The organism is Streptomyces sp. NPDC037410 (genome assembly GCF_055602235.1).
Genome location: NZ_JBVJWR010000010.1, coordinates 59,014 through 78,482 on the forward strand (window position 1 = coordinate 59,014; position 19,469 = coordinate 78,482).

At 68.5% G+C, this 19,469-nt stretch carries 17 protein-coding genes; 9 read left to right on the forward strand and 8 right to left on the reverse strand.

The window, feature by feature from the left end; genetic code table 11:
- Nucleotides 1-10 precede the first annotated feature (10 nt).
- From ACZ7HT_RS18445 to ACZ7HT_RS18460, 4 genes are read left to right on the forward strand one after another with little or no spacing between them, the layout of a single operon-like run.
- Nucleotides 11-1,159: a glycosyltransferase family protein gene (locus ACZ7HT_RS18445; protein WP_471166637.1), complete on the forward strand. Its 1,149-nt coding sequence runs from the start codon at nucleotides 11-13 to the stop codon at nucleotides 1,157-1,159.
- 6 nt (nucleotides 1,160-1,165) lie between these two features.
- Complete coding sequence (locus ACZ7HT_RS18450; RefSeq protein WP_471166640.1) at nucleotides 1,166-2,713, forward strand: hypothetical protein; 1,548 nt, start codon at nucleotides 1,166-1,168, stop codon at nucleotides 2,711-2,713.
- A 5-nt stretch (nucleotides 2,714-2,718) separates the two neighbouring features.
- Nucleotides 2,719-3,273, forward strand: coding sequence for an FkbM family methyltransferase (locus tag ACZ7HT_RS18455; protein WP_471166642.1), 555 nt, complete (start codon nucleotides 2,719-2,721; stop codon nucleotides 3,271-3,273).
- 23 nt (nucleotides 3,274-3,296) lie between these two features.
- On the forward strand, nucleotides 3,297-3,935 hold the full coding sequence (locus tag ACZ7HT_RS18460; RefSeq protein WP_471166645.1) for a histidine phosphatase family protein: 639 nt from the start codon (nucleotides 3,297-3,299) through the stop codon (nucleotides 3,933-3,935).
- Nucleotides 3,936-3,967: 32 nt separating this feature from the next.
- Here the strand turns inward: ACZ7HT_RS18460 and metG are convergent, their stop codons facing one another.
- The gene (gene metG / locus ACZ7HT_RS18465) at nucleotides 3,968-5,692 is read right to left on the reverse strand and encodes a methionine--tRNA ligase (protein ID WP_471166648.1); all 1,725 of its coding nucleotides are present in this window, start codon (nucleotides 5,690-5,692) and stop codon (nucleotides 3,968-3,970) included.
- 350 nt (nucleotides 5,693-6,042) lie between these two features.
- Between metG and ACZ7HT_RS18470 the strand changes: the two genes are divergently transcribed.
- Both ACZ7HT_RS18470 and ACZ7HT_RS18475 read left to right on the forward strand, forming a co-directional pair.
- Nucleotides 6,043-7,338, forward strand: a complete 1,296-nt coding sequence (locus tag ACZ7HT_RS18470) for a nucleotide sugar dehydrogenase (RefSeq protein ID WP_471166651.1) — start codon at nucleotides 6,043-6,045, stop codon at nucleotides 7,336-7,338.
- Nucleotides 7,339-7,349: 11 nt separating this feature from the next.
- Entirely contained in the window at nucleotides 7,350-8,297 is a 948-nt protein-coding gene (locus tag ACZ7HT_RS18475) for an NAD-dependent epimerase/dehydratase family protein (RefSeq protein ID WP_471166653.1), read from the forward strand.
- Between the two features lie 297 nt (nucleotides 8,298-8,594).
- On the opposite strand, the gene ACZ7HT_RS18480 is transcribed toward ACZ7HT_RS18475, so the two are convergent.
- From ACZ7HT_RS18480 to ACZ7HT_RS18500, 5 genes are all read right to left on the reverse strand, one after another.
- Nucleotides 8,595-8,870 carry a hypothetical protein gene (locus ACZ7HT_RS18480; RefSeq protein WP_471166656.1) on the reverse strand — a complete coding sequence of 92 codons (276 nt, stop codon included), beginning with the start codon at nucleotides 8,868-8,870 and terminating at the stop codon, nucleotides 8,595-8,597.
- Complete coding sequence (locus ACZ7HT_RS18485; RefSeq protein WP_471166659.1) at nucleotides 8,867-9,466, reverse strand: hypothetical protein; 600 nt, start codon at nucleotides 9,464-9,466, stop codon at nucleotides 8,867-8,869. The genes ACZ7HT_RS18480 and ACZ7HT_RS18485 overlap by 4 nt, the downstream gene beginning before the upstream one ends.
- A gap of 50 nt (nucleotides 9,467-9,516) precedes the next feature.
- Nucleotides 9,517-10,362, reverse strand: coding sequence for a helix-turn-helix domain-containing protein (locus ACZ7HT_RS18490; protein WP_471166661.1), 846 nt, complete (start codon nucleotides 10,360-10,362; stop codon nucleotides 9,517-9,519).
- Between the two features lie 74 nt (nucleotides 10,363-10,436).
- Nucleotides 10,437-10,688, reverse strand: a complete 252-nt coding sequence (locus ACZ7HT_RS18495) for a hypothetical protein (RefSeq protein WP_471166663.1) — start codon at nucleotides 10,686-10,688, stop codon at nucleotides 10,437-10,439.
- 1,311 nt (nucleotides 10,689-11,999) lie between these two features.
- Nucleotides 12,000-12,749, reverse strand: a complete 750-nt coding sequence (locus ACZ7HT_RS18500; protein ID WP_471166665.1) for a transposase — start codon at nucleotides 12,747-12,749, stop codon at nucleotides 12,000-12,002.
- Nucleotides 12,750-13,169: 420 nt separating this feature from the next.
- On the opposite strand from ACZ7HT_RS18500, the gene recD2 reads away from it, so the two are divergent.
- Complete coding sequence (gene recD2 / locus ACZ7HT_RS18505; RefSeq protein WP_471166668.1) at nucleotides 13,170-15,485, forward strand: SF1B family DNA helicase RecD2; 2,316 nt, start codon at nucleotides 13,170-13,172, stop codon at nucleotides 15,483-15,485.
- A gap of 14 nt (nucleotides 15,486-15,499) precedes the next feature.
- Here recD2 and ACZ7HT_RS18510 read toward each other — a convergent pair whose 3' ends face one another.
- On the reverse strand, nucleotides 15,500-17,323 hold the full coding sequence (locus tag ACZ7HT_RS18510) for a hypothetical protein (protein WP_471166670.1): 1,824 nt from the start codon (nucleotides 17,321-17,323) through the stop codon (nucleotides 15,500-15,502).
- A 73-nt stretch (nucleotides 17,324-17,396) separates the two neighbouring features.
- The gene (locus ACZ7HT_RS18515; protein ID WP_471166672.1) at nucleotides 17,397-18,383 is read right to left on the reverse strand and encodes an AAA family ATPase; all 987 of its coding nucleotides are present in this window, start codon (nucleotides 18,381-18,383) and stop codon (nucleotides 17,397-17,399) included.
- On the opposite strand from ACZ7HT_RS18515, the gene ACZ7HT_RS18520 reads away from it, so the two are divergent.
- Complete coding sequence (locus ACZ7HT_RS18520) at nucleotides 18,371-18,811, forward strand: DUF6907 domain-containing protein (RefSeq protein ID WP_471166675.1); 441 nt, start codon at nucleotides 18,371-18,373, stop codon at nucleotides 18,809-18,811. The two genes, ACZ7HT_RS18515 and ACZ7HT_RS18520, sit on opposite strands and share 13 nt — an antisense overlap.
- 141 nt (nucleotides 18,812-18,952) lie before the next feature.
- Nucleotides 18,953-19,411: a hypothetical protein gene (locus tag ACZ7HT_RS18525; RefSeq protein WP_471166677.1), complete on the forward strand. Its 459-nt coding sequence runs from the start codon at nucleotides 18,953-18,955 to the stop codon at nucleotides 19,409-19,411.
- Nucleotides 19,412-19,469 lie beyond the last annotated feature (58 nt).

Sequence of the window (19,469 nt, forward strand, 5' to 3'; positions counted from 1 at the left end):
AGGGATCGTCGTGTCCGGAAACGGAAACGTACGGCCGCTCAACGTGATCATCGGTGTCAACGGCATCGGCATGGGACACACCGTCCGGCAGAGCGTGATCGCCCAGTTCCTCCGCGACCGCGGGCACCACGTCCGGATCGTCACCAACGGTGCCGGCCGGGCCGAGTACTTCCGGGACCTCGGGTTCACCACCTGGAACGGCTGGATGCCGACGCTACTCGCGCGCGGTGACCGGATCCACGCCCGCGACGCCATACGCGCGAACGTCCGGCAGGCGCCCGGAGGCCTCCTCCGGCATCTCCAGCTGCGCAGGGCGGTCCGGAACAGCGGCGTCCCGGACGTGTTCGTCACCGACTACGAGCCCAACACCCCGCGTCTCGCCTACCACTTCCGGCGTCCGCTGATCTCCATCGACCAGCAGAGCAAGTACCGGCACCTGGACCTTCCCGCCGTCGGCCGGTACGCCCGTACGGCCGACGAGCAGCGACTGCGGTACTTCGCGCCGCGCGTGGACCGGTCCTTCATCTGCTCCTACGTCCCGCTGGACGCCGAGGACCGCGGACTGGAGTTCATCGCCCCGGTCGTTCCCGATCTCGTCCGGTCGGCGCCGGTCGCCACCGAGCCCCTCGCCACAGCCTACTTCTCCCGCTACTTCGAGCACGGCCCGGAGGAGTCCGTCCGTGAACTGGCCTCGGTCTTCCGCCAGTCCGTACCGGACCGCACGCTGCGGATCTACGCGCAGCCGACGGAGCTGAGGTCGCTGCGCGGGTATGCCGACAGCCGGGTCGAGATCCGTGCCTTCGACCGCGAGGCGTTCATCGCGGACATGGCCCGCTCCGAGGTCGTGTTCTCCAACGCCGGCTTCAACCTGATCAGCGAGGCCTTCGTCCTCGGCAAACCGGTCCACCTCATCCCGTTACCCACCTACGACCAGCACTGGTGCGCCAAGGTCGTCGACGAGGCGGGACTGGGAACGGCGGCCCCACGGGTCGAACGGCGAGCCGTCCTCGACTTCCTCGCCCGTGCTCGGACACTCCGCGACAACGTCGTGCGTCACCGGGGCCAGTACCTCTCCGCCGATCCCCGGGAGCGGATCGCCTCGTATCTGGAGAGTCTGCCGGTGGCCGGTCGGCCGATGCCCGCGCCGATCGCGAGGTAGCCGGAGATGTCGACTCCCCCGCTTCCCTCGTACGGGGCGACCGCCGTGGTCGTGGCCGCCGTCGTGACCTGCTACCGCTTCGGCGTCTCCCCTGCGGTACGCGCTCTCGCCCGGCACCCCACGCCCTTGGCGGTGAGTGCGGCGGTCACGTTCATCGCCGCTCTGTCCCTCCGGTCGTCGCCTCTGCCCGGTCCGCTGCACTGGTTCGTCGTCTCCGTGATCGCCTTGCTGACCTGGCGTGGTGCGACGAGCGACTACGACGTCACGCTGCCCATCGGTCCCCAGCGTCGGGACAAGCTGCTCCTCTTGTTCCTCGCCGTGGCCTCGGTCGTCTGGGCTGCCGCCCTGCCGGCGTGGATCGCCGTGTTCTGCGGCAGGCTGCGCGGGTGGCAGCACCACGCGATGATGCCGGTGCGCCTGCTGAAGGCGTACCTCGCCTGGTTCGCCGTGACCGCGGTCCTCGCCCCTCCTCCTTCCGACTCCACGGCCGGTCTGGTGCTGGTACTCGGCTGCGTCTCGCTGTCGCACTACGTCAAGCCGGCCTGGAGCAAGGCCCGTCTGGGGCCGCGTCCCTGGTCGTGGGCCTGGGACAACCGCACGCACTACCTCATGGCCTCGGCGTACTCCTGGGGTTGGGCGCGTTTCATCCCGTCCGTGAAGGTGTCTCAGCTCCTGCGCCGGGCGAGGGTCGTGGACCGCCCCGTCAACATCCTCACGATGGTCGTGGAGGCCGCCGGGCTGGTGGCCTTCCTCGACCGCCGGCTGCTGATCGCGATCCTGGTGGCGACCGCACTCTTCAACCTCGCCGTGGCCCTCGCCTCCGGCATCCTCTTCTGGGAGAACATCGCGGCCAACATCGGACTCGCGACGGCCTTCGGGTTGCTTCCCGACACGGGGTACGACACGGCTTTCGGGTGGCCCGCCGCACTGGTCGCGCTCACCGTGATCCTGCTCAGCACCGCCGACCTGCTGTGGCAGCCCTGGCATCTGGGGTGGTGGGACTCGCCTTTCACCGCTCGGGTCCGCTGGCAGGTGGAGACCGTCTCCGGCGCGACGCGGGGTCTCCACAACGACTACATGTGCCCGTACGAGCGCGAGTTCGGTCGCGTCGAGGGCTACTTCCTGACGGACGAGCCCGTCCTCCACGGACACCTCGGAATCGTCTGGGACTGGCGGATTCGCGATCTCCTCGTCCAGGCCGGCCGGGACCCGGACCAGCTGCACACGCTCAAGCAGACGTACGGCCGAACGCACAAGGACGAGGAACGGTCGACCGAGCACGTCGCCTTCCTGACCGCCATGTTCACCCGGCTCAACGCCGGTACTCGGAAGAGCCCCCTGCCCCGGTGGCTACGTCACCTCAAGGCGCCGGGGGGCCAGCTCTACCGATGGGGCGATCTGCCCGCCTACCGCGGCGAGGAACCCGTCCGCCGCATCACCATCCGCTACGAGGAGCGCTGCTACCTCCCCGAGACCGGCGACTTCGTCCTGCTCGCCGATCGCGTCGTACGGGAGATCGACCTCAGCGCTCCGAAGACCGACCTGGAGGACTGACTCTCATGCGCAAGATCTTCGTCGACTGCGGCGCCAACCTCGGAATCGTGCTGAAGCGCTTCATGCACGAGCTCCCGGACCACGACTTCTACGCCTTCGAGCCCAACGCGACCCTGCTCCCCTCCATCACGGCGAACGTGGAGCAGGCCCAGCACGCCGGCCTGGTCGAGGTCTCCCCCAGTGCGGTGTGGACCGAGGACGGCACGATCGACCTCTTCCTCGGCCACCACGAGGGCTCCACCGTGATGCCCGGCAAGCGGGTACCGCCCATGTACGACCAGCAGATCGACTACAGCTCCCCCGTCGCCGTCCCGGCGGTGGACTTCAGCGCCTGGCTCCGCCGGACCGCCACGCCGGAGGACCACGTCGTCGTGAAAATGGACATCGAGGGCGCCGAGTACCCCGTGCTCAGGAAGCTGCTCGCCGACGGGACGATCGACCTCGTCTCCGTTCTCTACGTCGAGTGGCACCACGACCGTTTCCCCGCCATGAGCCAGGCCGAGCACGACGAGGTCGCCGTCGCCGTCGCCGCACGCGTCGACGTCCGCCACTGGGACTGACGGGAGTGAGGGGACACGACGCCATGAACACCCAGCGCATCTACCTGATCAAGCACGGCGAGACGGAGGAGAACCTCCAGGGCATCCACCAGGGCCGCGCGGTCGGCGGCCGGCTCAGCGAGCGCGGGCGCGCCGACATACGGTGGGTCGGTGCCTGCCTCGCGGCGGCCGGGGTCACCGTGGATCAGCTACTCGTCAGCCCGATGTCCCGTTGCCGGGAGTCGGCCGAGCTCCTCACCGCCGCGCTCGCCCCGGCCGATGTCAGTGTCGACGAGCGTCTGGCCGCCAAGGACAGCGGTCACCTCGGGGGCCGGCCCAGGGAACTCGCCGCCGCCGAGGCCGCTCGCCACGGCGTGCCGATCCATCGGCTCCGCACCCCGGGCGGCGAGTCGTCGGAGGACGTCCAGGCCCGTTACGTGGACCTCTGGGACGAGGTCTGTTCCGGCGAGCGGCGAACCACCGTCCTCGTCGGGCACGGTGGGGGCATCGCCTGCCTGCTGCTGTGGCTCACCGGGAACGGCTTCGACCGGTACCTCCAGCACGTGCCCGGGTCCGCCGGGGTCACGTGCGTGGAGATCGGCGGCCCGGCTCCGCGCGTGCGGCTGATGAACGTCTCACCCGCAGACCTGCCGGTCATCCTCCACTTCCGTACCGCCCGATGAGAGTCGAGACGGTACGGGTGCGGGGACGCCTGTCAGGCCTCCGGGGTACCGCCGAAGCGCTCACGGTAGGACTCCAGGTCCTCCTCCGTGATCTTCGCGAAGAGCACCGGCGGCACCGTGAACGCGGTGCCGGCCGGAATGGTGTCCAGGGACCTGGCCTGGTCGGCGGTCACCCAGGTCACGGTGTCGTTCTCCAGGGCGAAGGCCCCGCGCATCGCGGCAGCCGACGTCGGGATGAACGGCTCGGAGACGACCGCGTACAGGTGGATCAGGTTCATCGCGGTACGGAGCGTCAGCGCGGCGCCGTCGGCGTCGGTCTTGATCTCCAGCCAGGGGGCCTTCTCCTCCAGGTAGGAATTGCCCGCGGACCACAGCGCACGGAGGGCAGCAGCGGCCTTGCGGAACTGCAGGGCCTCCATCTGCTCCTCGTACTCGCCGAGCAGACGCGCGATCTCCTCGCCCAGCTTGGCCTCCGCCTCGCCGGCGGCGTGGCCGGCCGGGACGTCGTCACCGAAACGCTTCCGGGAGAACGACAGCACGCGGTTGACGAAGTTGCCGAGGGTGTCCGCCAGGTCCTTGTTCACCGTGGCGGTGAAGTGCTCCCACGTGAAGGAGGAGTCGTCCGACTCGGGGGCGTTGGCGATCAGGAAGTAGCGCCAGTAGTCGCCGGGCAGGATCTCCAGGGCCGCATCGGTGAAGACGCCGCGCTTCTGAGAGGTGGAAAACTTGCCGCCGTAGAACGTCAGCCAGTTGAAGCCCTTGACGACGTCGACCTTCTTCCACGGCTCGCGCACGCCGAGCTCGGTGGCCGGGAACATGACCGTGTGGAAGGGGACGTTGTCCTTGGCCATGAACTGCGTGTACCGGACGGTGTCGTCGGCCTCGTACCACCACGACTTCCAGTCGCGGGTCTCACCGTCGGAGGCGGCGTCCGCCCACTCCTTCGTCGCGCCGATGTACTCGATCGGGGCGTCGAACCAGACGTAGAAGACCTTGCCCTCGGCCGCGAGCTCCGGCCAGGTGTCGGCCGGCACCGGGACGCCCCAGTCCAGGTCGCGAGTGATGGCGCGGTCGTTGAGGCCCTCGGTCAGCCACTTGCGGGCGATGGACGTGGACAGGTGCGGCCACTCGGCACTGACGGTGGCGATCCACTCCTCGACCTCGTGCTGGAGCTTCGACTGCAGCAGGAAGAGGTGCTTGGTCTCGCGGACCTCCAGGTCCGTGGAACCGCTGATCGCCGAGCGCGGGTTGATCAGATCGGTCGGGTCGAGCACGCGGGTGCAGTTCTCGCACTGGTCGCCGCGGGCCTTGTCGTAGCCGCAATGCGGGCAGGTGCCCTCGACGTACCGGTCCGGCAGGAAGCGGCCGTCGACCGGCGAGTACACCTGGCGGATCGCCCGCTCCTCGATGAAGCCGTTCTCGTTCAGCTTCCGCGCGAAGTGCTGGGTGATCTCGACGTTCTGCTGCGAGGAACTGCGCCCGAAGTAGTCGAAGGCCAGCTCGAACCCGTCGTACACGGCCTTCTGCGCGTCGTGAGCCTGCGCGCAGAACTCGGCGACCGTCAGCCCGGCCTCCTTGGCGGCCAGCTCGGCCGGCGTGCCGTGCTCGTCGGTGGCGCAGATGTAGAGGACGTCGTGACCGCGCTGGCGGAGGTACCTGGAGTACACGTCCGCCGGAAGCATCGACCCGACCATGTTGCCCAGGTGCTTGATCCCGTTGATGTAGGGAAGCGCGCTGGTTACCAGGTGTCGAGCCATCCTTGGATGCTCCATTTCGTACGTACGGCGCCGGTGGCGCTGCCACGGCGGGCCCAGGTCGGGAGGCCGCAGCCGACGCGATCACTCCGATCGCACGCCAGCGTCACCCATGGTGACGAAACGGGACTGCAAGCCATCGCCATCGTATCGAACCGGGGGTTTGGCCAGCCCACGGGTTTTCCTGCCTCCCCGCGCTACCCACGAACAGCACTCGGCCGTCCGAGACAGGCGGCCAAGCGAGTCTCGTACGGCCGAGGCGCTCCCCATCTTACGGCCACTGCCGGCCACGAATCCCGCACCACAAGTACGTCCCGCTCCCCCCGAGCCCAGACTTCAGCGAGGTAAACCGCATGATCCGGAATCACGAGTCCCATCGACTCCGCGTGGTCGTCGTGGGGCAGGGATACGTCGGCCTCCCGCTGGCGGTGCGGGCCGCCGAGGTAGGGCACGACGTCGTCGGCCTCGACCTGGACGCCGGGCGGATCAAGCGGCTCGTGCTCGGCGAGTCGTACGTCGAGGACATCTCGGACCGGCGGCTGGCACCACTCCTCGCCGCCGGCGTCTACCAGCCGACCGTCGACCCGGCCGACTGCGCCGGGTTCGACGTGGCGGTCGTCACCGTCCCGACGCCGCTGCGCGACGGCGCGCCGGACCTGTCGCACGTCGAGGACGCGGCGCGGACGCTCGGCCGGCACCTCACCCGCGGAGCGACCGTCGTCCTGGAGTCGACCACGTACCCCGGGACGACCGAGGAGGTGTTCCGCCCGCTCCTCGAACGAGGCTCCGGCCTGACCGCCGGCCGGGACTTCCACCTCGGGTACAGCCCGGAGCGCATCGACCCCGGGAATCCCACCTGGAGGCTGGAGAACACGCCCAAGGTCGTCTCGGGCATCACCCCGTCCTCCTTGGAGGCGGTCCGCGACTTCTACGGCTCCCTCGTGGACACGGTCGTGCCCGTGGCCAGCTGCAAGGAGGCGGAGCTGACCAAGCTCCTCGAGAACATCTTCCGGCACGTGAACATCGCCCTCGCCAACGAGCTGGCGATCTTCGCCCACGACCTGGGCATCGACGTCTGGGCGGCCATCGACGCGGCGTCGACCAAACCCTTCGGGTTCATGCGCTTCGCCCCCGGCCCCGGGGTCGGAGGCCACTGCCTGCCCGTCGACCCGTCATACCTGTCGTGGCGGGTCGAGCGGACCCTGGGGCAGAACTTCCGTTTCGTCGAGCTGGCCAACGACGTGAACAACCACATGCCCGACTACGTGGTGCGGCGTCTCGTGGCGGGCCTCAACGAGCGCGGGAAGCCGCTCAAGGGCTCCCGGATCCTGCTGCTCGGCGTGGCGTACAAGGCCAACACCGGGGACGCCCGCGAGACGCCGGCGGCCCGCATCGCCGAACTCCTCACGGGCATGGGCGCCGAGGTCCAGGCCGCCGACCCCCATGTCCTGGACGACGCCCATCCCCGCGCCGTCGGCCTGCAGGACCTCCAGCGGGTCGAGGTGACCCCCGGCCTGCTCGCGACGGTCGACGCCACAGTCCTCCTCGCGGACCACGACGCCTTCGACTACCCCCTGATCAGCGCGCACTCTCCGTACATCCTCGACTGCCGCCGGCGGCTCACCGGCGCCCACGTCGACTCTCTCTGAAGGGAAGCAACGTGAAGATAGTGATCACGGGCGGCGCCGGATTCATCGGCGGCAACCTTGCCCATGCCCTGACCGAGCTGCCTCAGGTCACCCAGCTCCGGGTCGTCGACGACCTCTCCACCGGGGACAAGACGAACCTCGCCGGCCTCGACGTGAACTTCTTCGAAGGAGACGTCCAGAACGCCGCTCTCCTCGACCAGGCGTTCCGCGGCGCCGACGCCGTCGTCCACCTGGCCGCCCTCCCCTCGGTGCCACGATCCCTGCGTGACCCCCTGGCCAGCCATCACGCCAACGCGACCGGCACGCTCCAGGTTCTGGAAGCCGCCCGCCGCGCCGGCGGCCCGCACGTGATCGCCGCGTCCTCGTCCTCCGTCTACGGCGCCAACCCCCAGCTGCCGAAACACGAGGACCTCGTCTCCGCCCCCATGAGCCCGTACGCGGTCACCAAGCTCACGACGGAGGCGTACCTGAGCGCCTACCACCACAGCTTCGACCTGCCGGTGCTCCCCTTCCGCTTCTTCAACGTCTACGGCCCCGGCCAGCGCGCCGACCACGCCTACGCCGCCGTCATCCCGAAGTGGATCAGCGCCACCCTCGCCAGCCGACCGGTGACCATCCACGGCGACGGCACCCAGACGCGCGACTTCACGTACGTGGGCACGGTCTGCGACGTCCTCACCGACGCGCTCCTCCGCCGGGTCGTGGACTCCCGCCCGGTGAATCTTGCCTTCGGGAGCCGCACGTCGCTTCTGAACCTGGTCCAGCAGATCGAGTCGGCGACGGGGCTCCGCGCATGCAGGGAACACGTGCCGGTCCGCGCCGGCGACGTCCCCCACTCGCAGGCCGACAGCAAGCGACTGCGCGCCTTGTTCCCTGAAGTCGCCACCGCGACGCTCCAGGAAGGAATCCCCACCACAGTCGCCTGGTTCCGTCGGAGGCCTGCCACGGCCGCGGGCTGATCCACAGCGCGCCAGGTCGACACCCGTGGGGGGAGTCACCGGCTGAGCCGGAAGACGCTCGCGCTGGCGTCGTGCAGTCCCTGTAACCTCCACAGGCCCCGAGAATCACGTCGATTCTGCCGCCCCTCGTAGCGGGGGCGGGGGTCTTCCCGAGGGCGACCGCGGCATCGCCTTCGAGGCCCGTGCAGACACACAGATCTTCCGCCTGGGCAGCGAGTCGCCCACCAAGAGATCAACTATCAGATAGCACATATGCCTGGTATGCCGCGTTCGATCCCGATGCGGCCATGTGGCCTTCTATGTCTCTCGGGGCAAGCGTGCTGTTCGAGTGCCGTAGCCCCGCGCTTCGGGCCACACGACGAGGACGTTGTCGTCGAGAGTGACGAGACGGGTGGGGTGGCCGGCGCGGACCATCGAGAGGAAGACCTCCAGAACCTCCCCGCCACACGTGGTGTGGACGACGACCGACGTGCCGATCACTTCGCACAGGACGGCTTCCTGCAGGGCGAGGGCTTCCAGGATGCACGCGGCGGGGTGCTCGGGCACGGGGCAGCGGAAGTGAGGCGGGTTCATGCGTAGTCCGCCCGCCCGAGCGGGAAACCAGACCGGGTGACGGTGATCGCCCAGAGGACGAGGGCGTCCTGACCGTCAGCAGCCAGTGTGACCGTCCGGTAGTCCTCGACGGCGAGGGAGGCTATCGGGAAGCCGCAGTCCGCGGCCGGGAAGCGGCGGCGGACGCCGTCCGCGGTGAAGGCGGTCGCTGTCACCACCCCTTTCCCTTCACATCGGTAGGCGACCCGGTGCGGGAGGCCGGCCGTGTAAGGCGTCGTGGTGAGGGAGACCGGGATGCCGGGCTTTGAGACACCTGATGCGAGGACGTGCTCGTTCTGGGGACGGTGGGCGGCGAGGTCGGCCAGGAACCGCTCCTGGAGCCCGAGCCTGCGGGACTGGGAGGCACCCGCACCTTGGGCTTCGTCAGCAGGGTTCAAGCGACCCGACAGGAGGAGCACGAGCACCGCCAAGGCCGCGAGGGCCAGGGCCAGAAGGCTCGTCGCCGGACGCCGCCAACGGTCGTGGAACGGTTCGGGCCTGTATGCGTGGAACGTCTCGAACCTGGGCTGCGAGCCAGATAACGCCTCTTCGCGCCGCAGTTCGTCGCGCCGTGTCATGTCGCCGTCTTCTCCCCGGCGACGGGCCCGGCACGGGCGGGCGCGCCGCCTCAGCTGTAGGAGGTGAGGACGGAACCCATGAGTTGGATCACCCGGCCGCCGTGCACGGCCAGTTCGTCGAGACGGTCGAAGTCGCTGTTGTAGAGCTTGACCTCGTGGGGCTGCTGGACGGTCAGATAGGCGGAGACGAGCTCCACGCTGGCCTGACGGCCGTCGAAGATCCAGAAGTCCTCGACGGGGATCATGAGGTGGCGGTCGGCGTCGCGAGGGATGACGCCGAGCCGCACGTTCGGGCGCGCCGCTACTTCGAGCAGCCGCCAGAGCTGCTCGGCCATCAGCTCGGGCGGGCCCACCCGCCGGTAGAGCGCCGCTTCTTCCAGGACGATGTCGAAGCGCCGCTCGGGATCGTCGAGCACCCCTTGACGCTCGACCCGGACGGCGAGGGCCGCCTCGACGTCGTCGCGCAGTCCCCGCCGGTCACGGATCCCTTCGAGGACGGCCCGCGTGTACGCGGTCGTCTGAAAGGGGCCGGGGATCAGATTCTGGGCGTACGCCTTGAACGTCCGAGTCCGCTCCCACAGCAGTCGCACACTGTCCTGCGCCTGCCGGAGGCCGGCTGCCTCCATGTCGCGCCACTCGACGTACATGCCCTTGATCCCGCGGGCCGCCTCGACGAGTTCGTCGATCTGGTCCTCCGCGTCACAGACCCGCGCCCATGCCTCGATCGTCTCCGGAGAGGCGGGGGCCTTGCCGTGCTCGATGCGACTGCACTTGGATTCGTGCCAGCCGCAGCGCCGCGCCAGTTCGCGGGTAGTGAGGCCCTTGTCTTCACGGAGACGACGCAGGCGTCGCCCGAGGGCGCGACGGGCTTCTGTGACGCTGGAGGAGGAAGGCATGCAGCCAGTGTGCAGGTAGGCGCGGCAGCTGCACGACCCCCAAGGAAGCAGAATCGCAGGCGAGTCGCCCCTCTTTAGGAGGTTTTGCTGCCCTCGTGTGTTGCGTGGGCATGCATGGCGCTCGCGGAGGTGGGAAAGAGCTCCAGGAGCCGCTTGGGGAACTCGACGATCGTCTCGTGGTCGGGAATGCTGATGGAGGCGAGACGTGTCGCGTCCACCACTTTCCACGACTGAAGCAGGTAGCTGTCCGCCACGTCGTCGTAATAGAGCGTCGGACTACCGTTGTTCGGGCTCTCCGGGTCCTTGCACAGCAAATGCAGAGCCACAGGCCCTCCTCAATCTCACAGAGCGGTCGTTGACTCTCCGAGAGTGAGCCGTCGCAATGAGCTACGCAACTACCTTGCGGATGCTTGCGGTAAATTCACCCTTCACGGGACCGGGCATGCGGAAGCTTGCGCGCACACACGGCTGATAACAGCCTTTTCGGTCGCTCCCATCCGGTAGAAGGCGTTTCTCCGTCATGCCCGATACTCGGGTGGGGAAGTCGGAGCGGAGGCCGTGCCGCGCAAGACGCTCCTGGTTGTGCTACCGAGGGGCGACTCTCCGACGGCGTAACCGGGTTGGCCGCTGTCTTTGATCGGGGGCGGCCGTGTTACCGAGGGGCGCCGGCGCTCGCCGGACTGCCATGTGCACCCAAAAGACGCTGCACCATCCGACCAGCGAGGGAATTAACCGCAAGGATGGAAGAGACGGGCGAGGTGTGTTGCAAATCGGTGCAGGTATCTCGTGATTGCGTCGCGTAGGCCCCTGACTGCAACTACGCTTTGCATGTCACATAAAAGTTGACTTCTCCCCGGGGAGCGGATGAGGTGCGGCTTGGCTTGGTCGCCGCCAGTCGTTTACCTGTCCCGTACGGGACAGGGCCTGCGGTCGGCACTGGCTGGCGCCGACCACAGGCCCTGTGGGAGTGGCCGCAGAGCCGCCGACCCCGATGATTGCGGCATCGGGGTCGGCTTCTACGGCAGGGCGTCCACGATCTTGGCCGCCACTGCGAACGCGAACGCAGAGATAGCGATGAGTGCCAGATCGCGCCGACCGAGCCGATGCAACCACTGCCTGAGCCTGTCCATACAAATCCTCCTGTCTGCCGATCCCGGAGATCCGGGGCATGGGTGCCAAGAGGGTTGCGAACCAGCTCAAGTCGAGGCTACGGCGGAGGAGATCGCGCCCGCCGGTTTTTGAGGAAATCGGCATGCCGTTCTTGTACGCTCCCACGCGTCCAGCAGCGCGCCGCCCGGCGCACACTGACCTTTCTCCCGACGACCTGTGGCGGCAGTCTCGCTGCGGCCCCGTTCCCGAGCCCTGCCGCGGCCCTCCCGGGAGGCGGCATCCTGAACGGATTTCGGCTATGTCACTCATGGGCCGGACGGGGGTGCGCCTGACGGGTCAGGATCATGAGGGGAAGCACGGCGGAGAAGCTCAGCGGCGAGTGCCGCCGCCCACAGGGGTGGGACGGGATCGGTTGCCGGCGCAGCCGGAAGCCTGAGCTTCTCGTCGGTGGAGATCGGCTTCAGGCCGGCCCTGCAACGGCACCTCCGAACGCCGCCCCTGCCGAGGTGCTCCGTCAATGAGCATTTTCAGCGTTGACGCTCCAGGGTGAGGACGGCTGCGGCAATGGCTGTCATGCGGTTGGGGCTGCAGCGGGCTTTGCGGAAGATGCGCCAGGACTTCAGCCTTGCGACGCTGCGTTCGACCGGTGCCCGCGCCGCTGACAGGGCCCGGTTGATCGTCTGCTGGGTCGTGGTGAGGTCCCGGTTCGGGAGCCGTCTGATCGGTGTGGTCACCCAGGGGCCGGCGCCGATGTAGGCGCGGTCGGCGAGGACTGGGACGCCCTGGCGTTCGCAGATCCGGATGATGCGGTGGGTGCGGGCCGCGGTCAGGTCGTGGGTGCGGCCGGGCATCGCGGGTGAGATCCACAGCAGCCTGCCGGTGGGGTCGGCGATGACCTGCACGTTCACGCCGTGACGGCGGTGCTTCTGGGAGAAGTCGGCCCGGCTGTCGCCGACCCGGTCGCACTCGGCAAGCGTCCCGTCGAGCAGAACGTAATCCGGATCGGCCTCGCGCAGGACCCGCAGGAGGCCCGGCGCCCGGCCGGACAGGTGCTGGACGACGGCCTGGACGTAAGCGTGGGCGGTGCCGACGGATATGCCGAAACCGGCGGCGATCTGCGCGAGCGTGTCGTGCCGGCGAAGGTAGACCAGGCCGACGAGGGCGCGCTGGTGGGGCGGCAGCTTGCAGCGTCGGTCACCCTCACGGGTGACGATGAGCATGGATACCCACTCGACCAGAGCATGAGGCAGGTCGAGTGCGGCAGGATAGGGAACCAACAGGGCTCCTGTGCCGATGGGTTGAGACTTCGAACACCTCCCTCAACGGCACGGGAGCCCTGTGCGTTGCGGTCCTCATCCTGACTCGGTCTGGGTCACTCGATCAGTGGCCACTCTGAAAGAGCTCAATGAGACCGTCTCGCCAGCGTCCCCCTCAGAGCGGCAGCCGAGGTCTTCCCGAAGACGACCCCCAGCATCACCTTCGAGGCCCGCGCGGGCATGCCGATCCTCTGTATGGGCAGCGAGTCGACGAGGTCTCCCAAGGCGCATGATCTCGGATACGCAGCCCTGGTTGTCACTCGTTCCGGTGAGCAGAATCCTTCAGCCACGCGATAGACCGTCCCTGTAGGGCTCATGCTGGTCCCACCGCACCACCACCTGGCCTGATCCGTTGCTGTACATGATCTTGGAGACAGACACGTGGCACATCAGGTGTCCCTGGAGACCCAGGATGTGGTCGAGGGCGTCGTCGATCACCTGCTGCACATCAGTTACGACGAGACCACGGTGCTCCGGCTGACCGCAGCCGACACCGAAGAGGCCCTCACCGCACTCGGCAAGGCGCTGTTCGGCGTGCGACCAGGGGAGAGTCTGCGTCTGCGCGGTTCGTGGGCCCAGCATCCCCGTCACGGAAGACAGTTCAGGGTCGAGCAGTGTGAGCGGACCATGCCCGCGGACGAGCGGGCGATTCGTCTCTATCTCGCCTCCGGCATGATCCGCGGCATCGGGCCGGTCCTCGCGTCCGCGATCGTGGACACGTTCGGCGAGCGGACATTGAAGATCATCGACGCCGAGCCGACGCGGTTGCTGGAGGTGCACAACATCGGCACGATCCGGCTCGGAAGGATCACGGCCGCCTGGCAGGAGCAGAAGGCCATCGCCGAGATCATGCTATTCCTGCAGAGCCTGGGAATCACCCCCCGTCTCGCGGTGAAGATCTACACGACGTACGCCGACACCGATCACGATCCGATCCACGTCGTGCGCCGCACCCCCTACCAGTTGTGCCGGGACGTGCACGGCGTCGGGTTCCACAACGCCGACAAGATCGCGCTCTCCGTCGGCGTGCCCAAGCACAGCGACGAACGTCTCCAGGCCGCGCTCCTGCATGAGCTCGACAAGGCCGGCGGCCAGGGTCACTGCCACCTGCCCCTACGCGTGCTACTCGCCCGCACCCGGCACCTGCTGTCAGACAACGACCCGGCCACCACCGAGATCCTCGACGACGTGATCCTGCGACATGCGCTGGAGACGCTGCGCGAGCAGGGCGAAGTGGTCACCGAGACCCTTCCGCTGAACGTGATGGACGGCGCCGGCGCAGTGATGGACACCGAGATCGCCCAGCTCGCGCGCTGCCATCGCGACGAGACCCAGCTCGCCTGGCACGTGCGCCGGCTGCTCGCCTCTTCTCCCGCGCTGGCCGGACTCGCTCCATGGGACGAGCGGTTGGCCGCACTCACCTCGACGGAGACGGCGGGGCTGACCGGCGAACAGCGTCAGGCGATCCACAACGCGCTGACCCAGCCCCTGTCCGTCCTGACGGGCGGTCCGGGCTGCGGAAAGACCCACACGCTGCGCACCCTGGTCGAGATCGCCGACCAGGCCGGAGGCGCCGTCGTGCTTGCCGCGCCGACGGGCAAGGCCGCCAAGCGTCTGGAGGAGACCTGCGGGCAGGGCGCGATGACCGTTCACCGCCTGATCCGCCCGCCTGACGGCGACTCCCTCTTCGATCACGCCAGCGCGCTGGAGACAGCGGACGTGGTGGTCATCGACGAGTCGTCCATGCTCGACCTCTCACTCGCCCGCAGACTCCTCGCCGCCGTCCGCGACGGCTGTCACCTCCTGCTGGTCGGGGACGTCGACCAGCTGCCCAGTGTCGGTCCCGGCCGCGTCCTGCGCGATCTGCTGGACGTCGAGGACATCCCCCGCACCAGGCTCACCAAGGTCTTCCGCCAGCACGACGACAGCGCCGCCATCGTGACGAACGCCCACCGCATCCTGCACGGCGGACTCCCACATGACGACCCCCGGGCGTTCTGGAACCGGAGCGTCCCTGCTCCTGAGGACATCGCCCGGCGCGTTGTCGACCTGGTCTGCGATCTCTTGCCCAGGCATCTCGAGGCCCGCCCGGAAGACGTCCAGGTCCTGTGCCCGGGCAAGAAGCACATCGCCGGCATGAGCGATCTCAACCTGCGCCTTCAGGAACGTCTCAACCCACCTGCTCCGGACAAGCCTCAGCACTACCACGACGGAACGGTCTTCCGACTCGGTGACCGCGTCCAACAGATCCGCAACAACCCCCAGCGAGGCACGTCGGGGATCTTCAACGGCAGCAGTGGCACCATCACCGCCGTCGACACCGAGGCCCACCAGCTCACGGTCACCTTCACGGACGGGGAGACGGCCGCGTACGCCTTCCCCGACCTCGACGAACTCGTCCACGCCTACGCCCTGACCGTCCACAGGTCCCAAGGCAGCGAGTACCCGTACGTCATCGTCCCCATGATCAGCGCAGCCGGAACGATGCTCCTCCAACGGAACCTGCTCTACACCGCCGTCACCCGCGCCCGCCGGGGCGTCATGCTCATCGGCCAGACCGAGGCGGTCGAGCGAGCGGTCTCCAACAACCGGACCCAGCGCCGCAACACGGCTCTGTCCCACCGCATCACACACCCGACGTCCGCCGTACCGCTCCCACGAGGCCAGACTCCCGCCGGGCAGCTCACCCTGGGCTGAGGGGCCCTCTCCCGTCAGCGGGACGACGGCGCCTCGCGTGCCTGAGCCACCTCGTGGGCGGCACACAGCATCTCCTGTTGCTCCTGGTCCAGGCTCCGCGGCCGGTACCCACCCGACCCGGCGGCGAAGAAGGAGATGGCGCCGAAGAACGGACCGTCGTGGCAGCCCAGCAACCGGAGCATCTCCGTGGCCACCGGGTTGGAGTTCTCCCGCGTCGCGGGCACCATCTCGCCGACGTAGGCGTGCACAGTAGGCGGCTCGTCGAGGGTGATCCGGTCCACCAGTCCTGAGCCGGCCGCTCCCACCTTCTCCCGCATTTCCTCGGGGCTGTCCGAGCGGAACTCCAGGGATCCGTCCGAGGCCACCAGCGCGTAGGTGAGCGGAGCCGACTGCTCGCGGGCCGACGCGTCGCCGCGCAGGCCCGCGAGGTACTCGGAGAACGGGAGGTCCTTCGTCGTCGCCTCACCGCCGTCCGCCCGCTCGGCCAGGTCTCCGTCGAGCTCGAGGGCTTCCAGGTCCCGGGAGCCGATGCGCTGTTGCAAGGACCGGAGCCGGAGGAGAGCCTCACCCTCGGCCTTGTGCTGCTCCAACAGCCGCGACAAGGTCGCTCGTGTCGCAGGAGGGGTCACCCAGTTCGGCAGATCGTACTCGGGAACCGGACGGTCCTTGGCGTAACCGATACGTCGGCCCAGGTTGGTCACCGCGGCCGAGGACACGCTCCCTGGCTTGAGCCCGGGGGTGCGCTGTCCCCAGGCCACCGAGCTGGCCGTGGCGCTCCAGGCGACCGCGAAGAGCTGGCCGACGGTGAAGCCACCCCGCAGCGCCTCCCGGAACGTCTCGTAGGCCTCCTGCATCCGGTGCTCCGGTACCGGCGCCTCGTCGTACTTCCGCGTCAGGAGGTTGTCCAGGTACATCAAGGCGGTGATCGCGTCGAGGTCCTGCCCGATCTCCTTCAGCTCGGGCGCGTGATCGAGCAGGATGCGCCGCATGTCGTCGGCGGTGTCCCGGCGGGCCTGCCGCGCCTCGGCACCGAGGCTGTGCGCCAGCCGCCACGGCACCTGTTCTACGTACACACCGCGGACCGTGTCATCGCCGTCGAATGCGAAGTCCCCGGTCGTCGCAGGCAGGGTGGGCGCGATCCACCGCTGCTGGTGGAGGTTCTTCAGCGTCTCCACATCGGCACTGCCCGAGGTGGAGAGGAAGTAGTCGACCCTCTGGAGCGGCCCGAACGACTCGCTGTCCTTGCGCTCCATGATGTCGACCAAGGTGAGCAGAGCGAGGGCGTCCAGGACCGACGGCGCCTCCTCAGGGAGCGGGTGGCCTTCGTGGTCGGCGACCCACGCGCTGGCGTTCGACACCCGCCTCTCCTCCTGCCTGCGGCGCTCCTCCCTCGTACGTTGTTCCGCTCGCAGGCGTGCTTCGGCCGCGACCTCACGGCAGGCGTCGCAGGGCGCCTTGGCGTTCTGCTCCTCAACGGGAAAGACATCCGGCCTCCACCGCCCCGTACTGGCGAGATCGGAACGGGTCCTCACCGTGACCGGGCCGGCGCACTGCGGGCACAGCAGCGTCAGGAGACTGGCGTGACAGGACTCCTTCACGGTCCGCAGGACCAGAGTGCTGGAGCCGAGTTCGGCGACCTTCCGGCTCCATGTGCCCGGCTCGTCGAACTCCCAGTACGCCAGGCACACCGCCTTGTGCTCCTCGGACACACCGCCCTCGAAACACACCTCCAACAGCGGCTGCTTCGTACTGGGAAACAGATACCGGCGTACCGCCGGCCGCTGCTGCTTGAGCCCGTTCCGCTGCTGACGCTGACGTCGACGCTGGCGCTTGCCCATGGAGCCCCCTCGGCATCTGGGCCCTCAACGCTAGGCCAGTGCGGTAACGAGCGTCGCTCCAGTAGACGTACGGTCACGCAGAGTTGACGCCTGTGGCGCAAAGACCGCTTGGCCGCAGGGCTGGTCCTCGAGAGCTGAGGGACGCGTCCGATTCACTCCTGCGAGTGAATCGGACGTCCCGGCTGAACGTGTTGAACACATGCACCGAGAGGCAGCATGACGGCTCAGGGTGCTCCGCAGCGGCCCCTGACAGTCGCCGGGGTTGCTTCCCGTCGCGACCCGTGGCCTCGGCGGCCGCTCGCCCATCCGTCACGAGTTCCCCCAGACCGGGAACCACGGCGGACAGCACAGCCGGGGCGGCAGCCGTCGCCCCGCGGCCCATCGCCTGCGCCCACCCCACTCTGCGCCGCCCGCCGCGTGGCGAGGCGCTCAGCTCTTCGAGAGCGTCGAGAAAGGGCCCGTACTGGCGCCCCGAGCCGAAACCGGGCAGGCAGCTCGCCAGCACCACACGACACGCTCCGTCGCCGCCGCCCCTGCGGGAGAACTCCGCCAGCAGGGCCGACTTGCCCATGCCCGAGTCACCTTCGAGGAGGAGTGCGCCGTTGCTTCCTTCCTCCAGCCTCCGCGCAACGGTCCCGAGTGCTTCCAGACTGTCCTCGCGGTCGACGAACACCGCCGCCACGCCGCCCCTCACCTCGCCAATGGCACCTTGCACCAGGTCAACAGCGCTCCGGTTCAGCGGATTTGACGGAAGGCGATCTACGCAGGTTTCCGGCCCATCTACCGTCACGGCCAGTCCCACACCAAAGCCAGCGCCCGTGGCGAAGCGGCTCGGCTGCCGATCGGGCCACCTACGACAGCTCCCCTCACGAAGACCCCGCACCATCTGCTGCGGTCCGCCGACGCCGAGAGGATGAACGCGCCCGAAAGGAGGGCATTTTACCCAAACCCAGTACACAGAATATGGAAACGGAGCATTTACTGATGATGACACGCTCTCCAGGCAGGCTGTCCTCACGTGCTCACGTCCGCACCGCTGGAGGAACCATGACGTCGGCATTCGCACCTGTCCTGACCCACACCCCTTGCGAACCCACGGAACACGCCTGCCCGACCTGGTGTCGGGGGCAGGCGGCCGAGGACCTTCCACACACGCACGAGAGCATCGCGGTGGAGTGGCTCGGCCCGGCGCATCAAGGCGGCCACTACGACTCGCCGGCACTGTCCGCTGCCATCGCCCTGCTCGAAGAGGATGACAAGGGCGGGCGGCAGCCTGAGATCTGGCTGGGCGCCGCCGGCACCTGGACCGAACTGGATCTGCCACGGTTCGAGTCCGTCATCGCCGAGCTGGAGGAGTACACGGTCGCGCTGCGGGCGCTGAAGTACCGGTACGCGGCGATCCTCACGGGACGGGACATCTCCAGCCAGGATGCCTATGCCGCTGGGCCGAAGCACCCGGTGGAGATCACCTCCCTGTGCCCCGCGTAGTGTCGCGACCACGAGGGAGAGCATTCTGACCGCAGCCTCCTGGACCGCTTCCACTGCGGAGAGGAACAGCTCGTCGAGCTGAGCCTCCACCGCCCCTCGGCCGACGTCCTGGGGTCCGACACACCCGACGAGATCGAGGTCGTGCTGGAACAGCCGCCCTACCGCCGCCTCCCCAGACTGGCCTTCACCATCCAGCGCGCCAACGGAGGCTTCTGCAATCTCTCCCTGTCGGAAGCACGGCAGCTGCGCGGAGTGCTCGGCGAACTCATCTCACAGGCCGAGCAGTGTGCAGCTCCTGAGGTCCTTCCCCTTCTGGAGACCGTGACCGCGCTCATGCGGGCCAAGGTCGTGGAGGATCCACAGCTGCACTCCCAGTCCAGGGGATACGCGCTCGCGGACACCGACCCGGACGGGAAGGTATGGGTCTGCATCCCTCCCGGCCTCTCTTCGGGGGAACGCGAGGAGACCATCCGAGACCTTCTTGCAGGAGCCTTCGAAGCCCCGGACCGGGCCAAGAGCGCCGTCCTGCCCGGCGTGCCGCTGCATGTGACGGGCGATCGGTCCGAGTGGATCAAGGCGACGACGAGAGCGGCCGCCTGACCTGCAAGTGCGCGGGGTGGGCTGGCTCGGACCTGACACCCGCCCCGCCTCACCGACC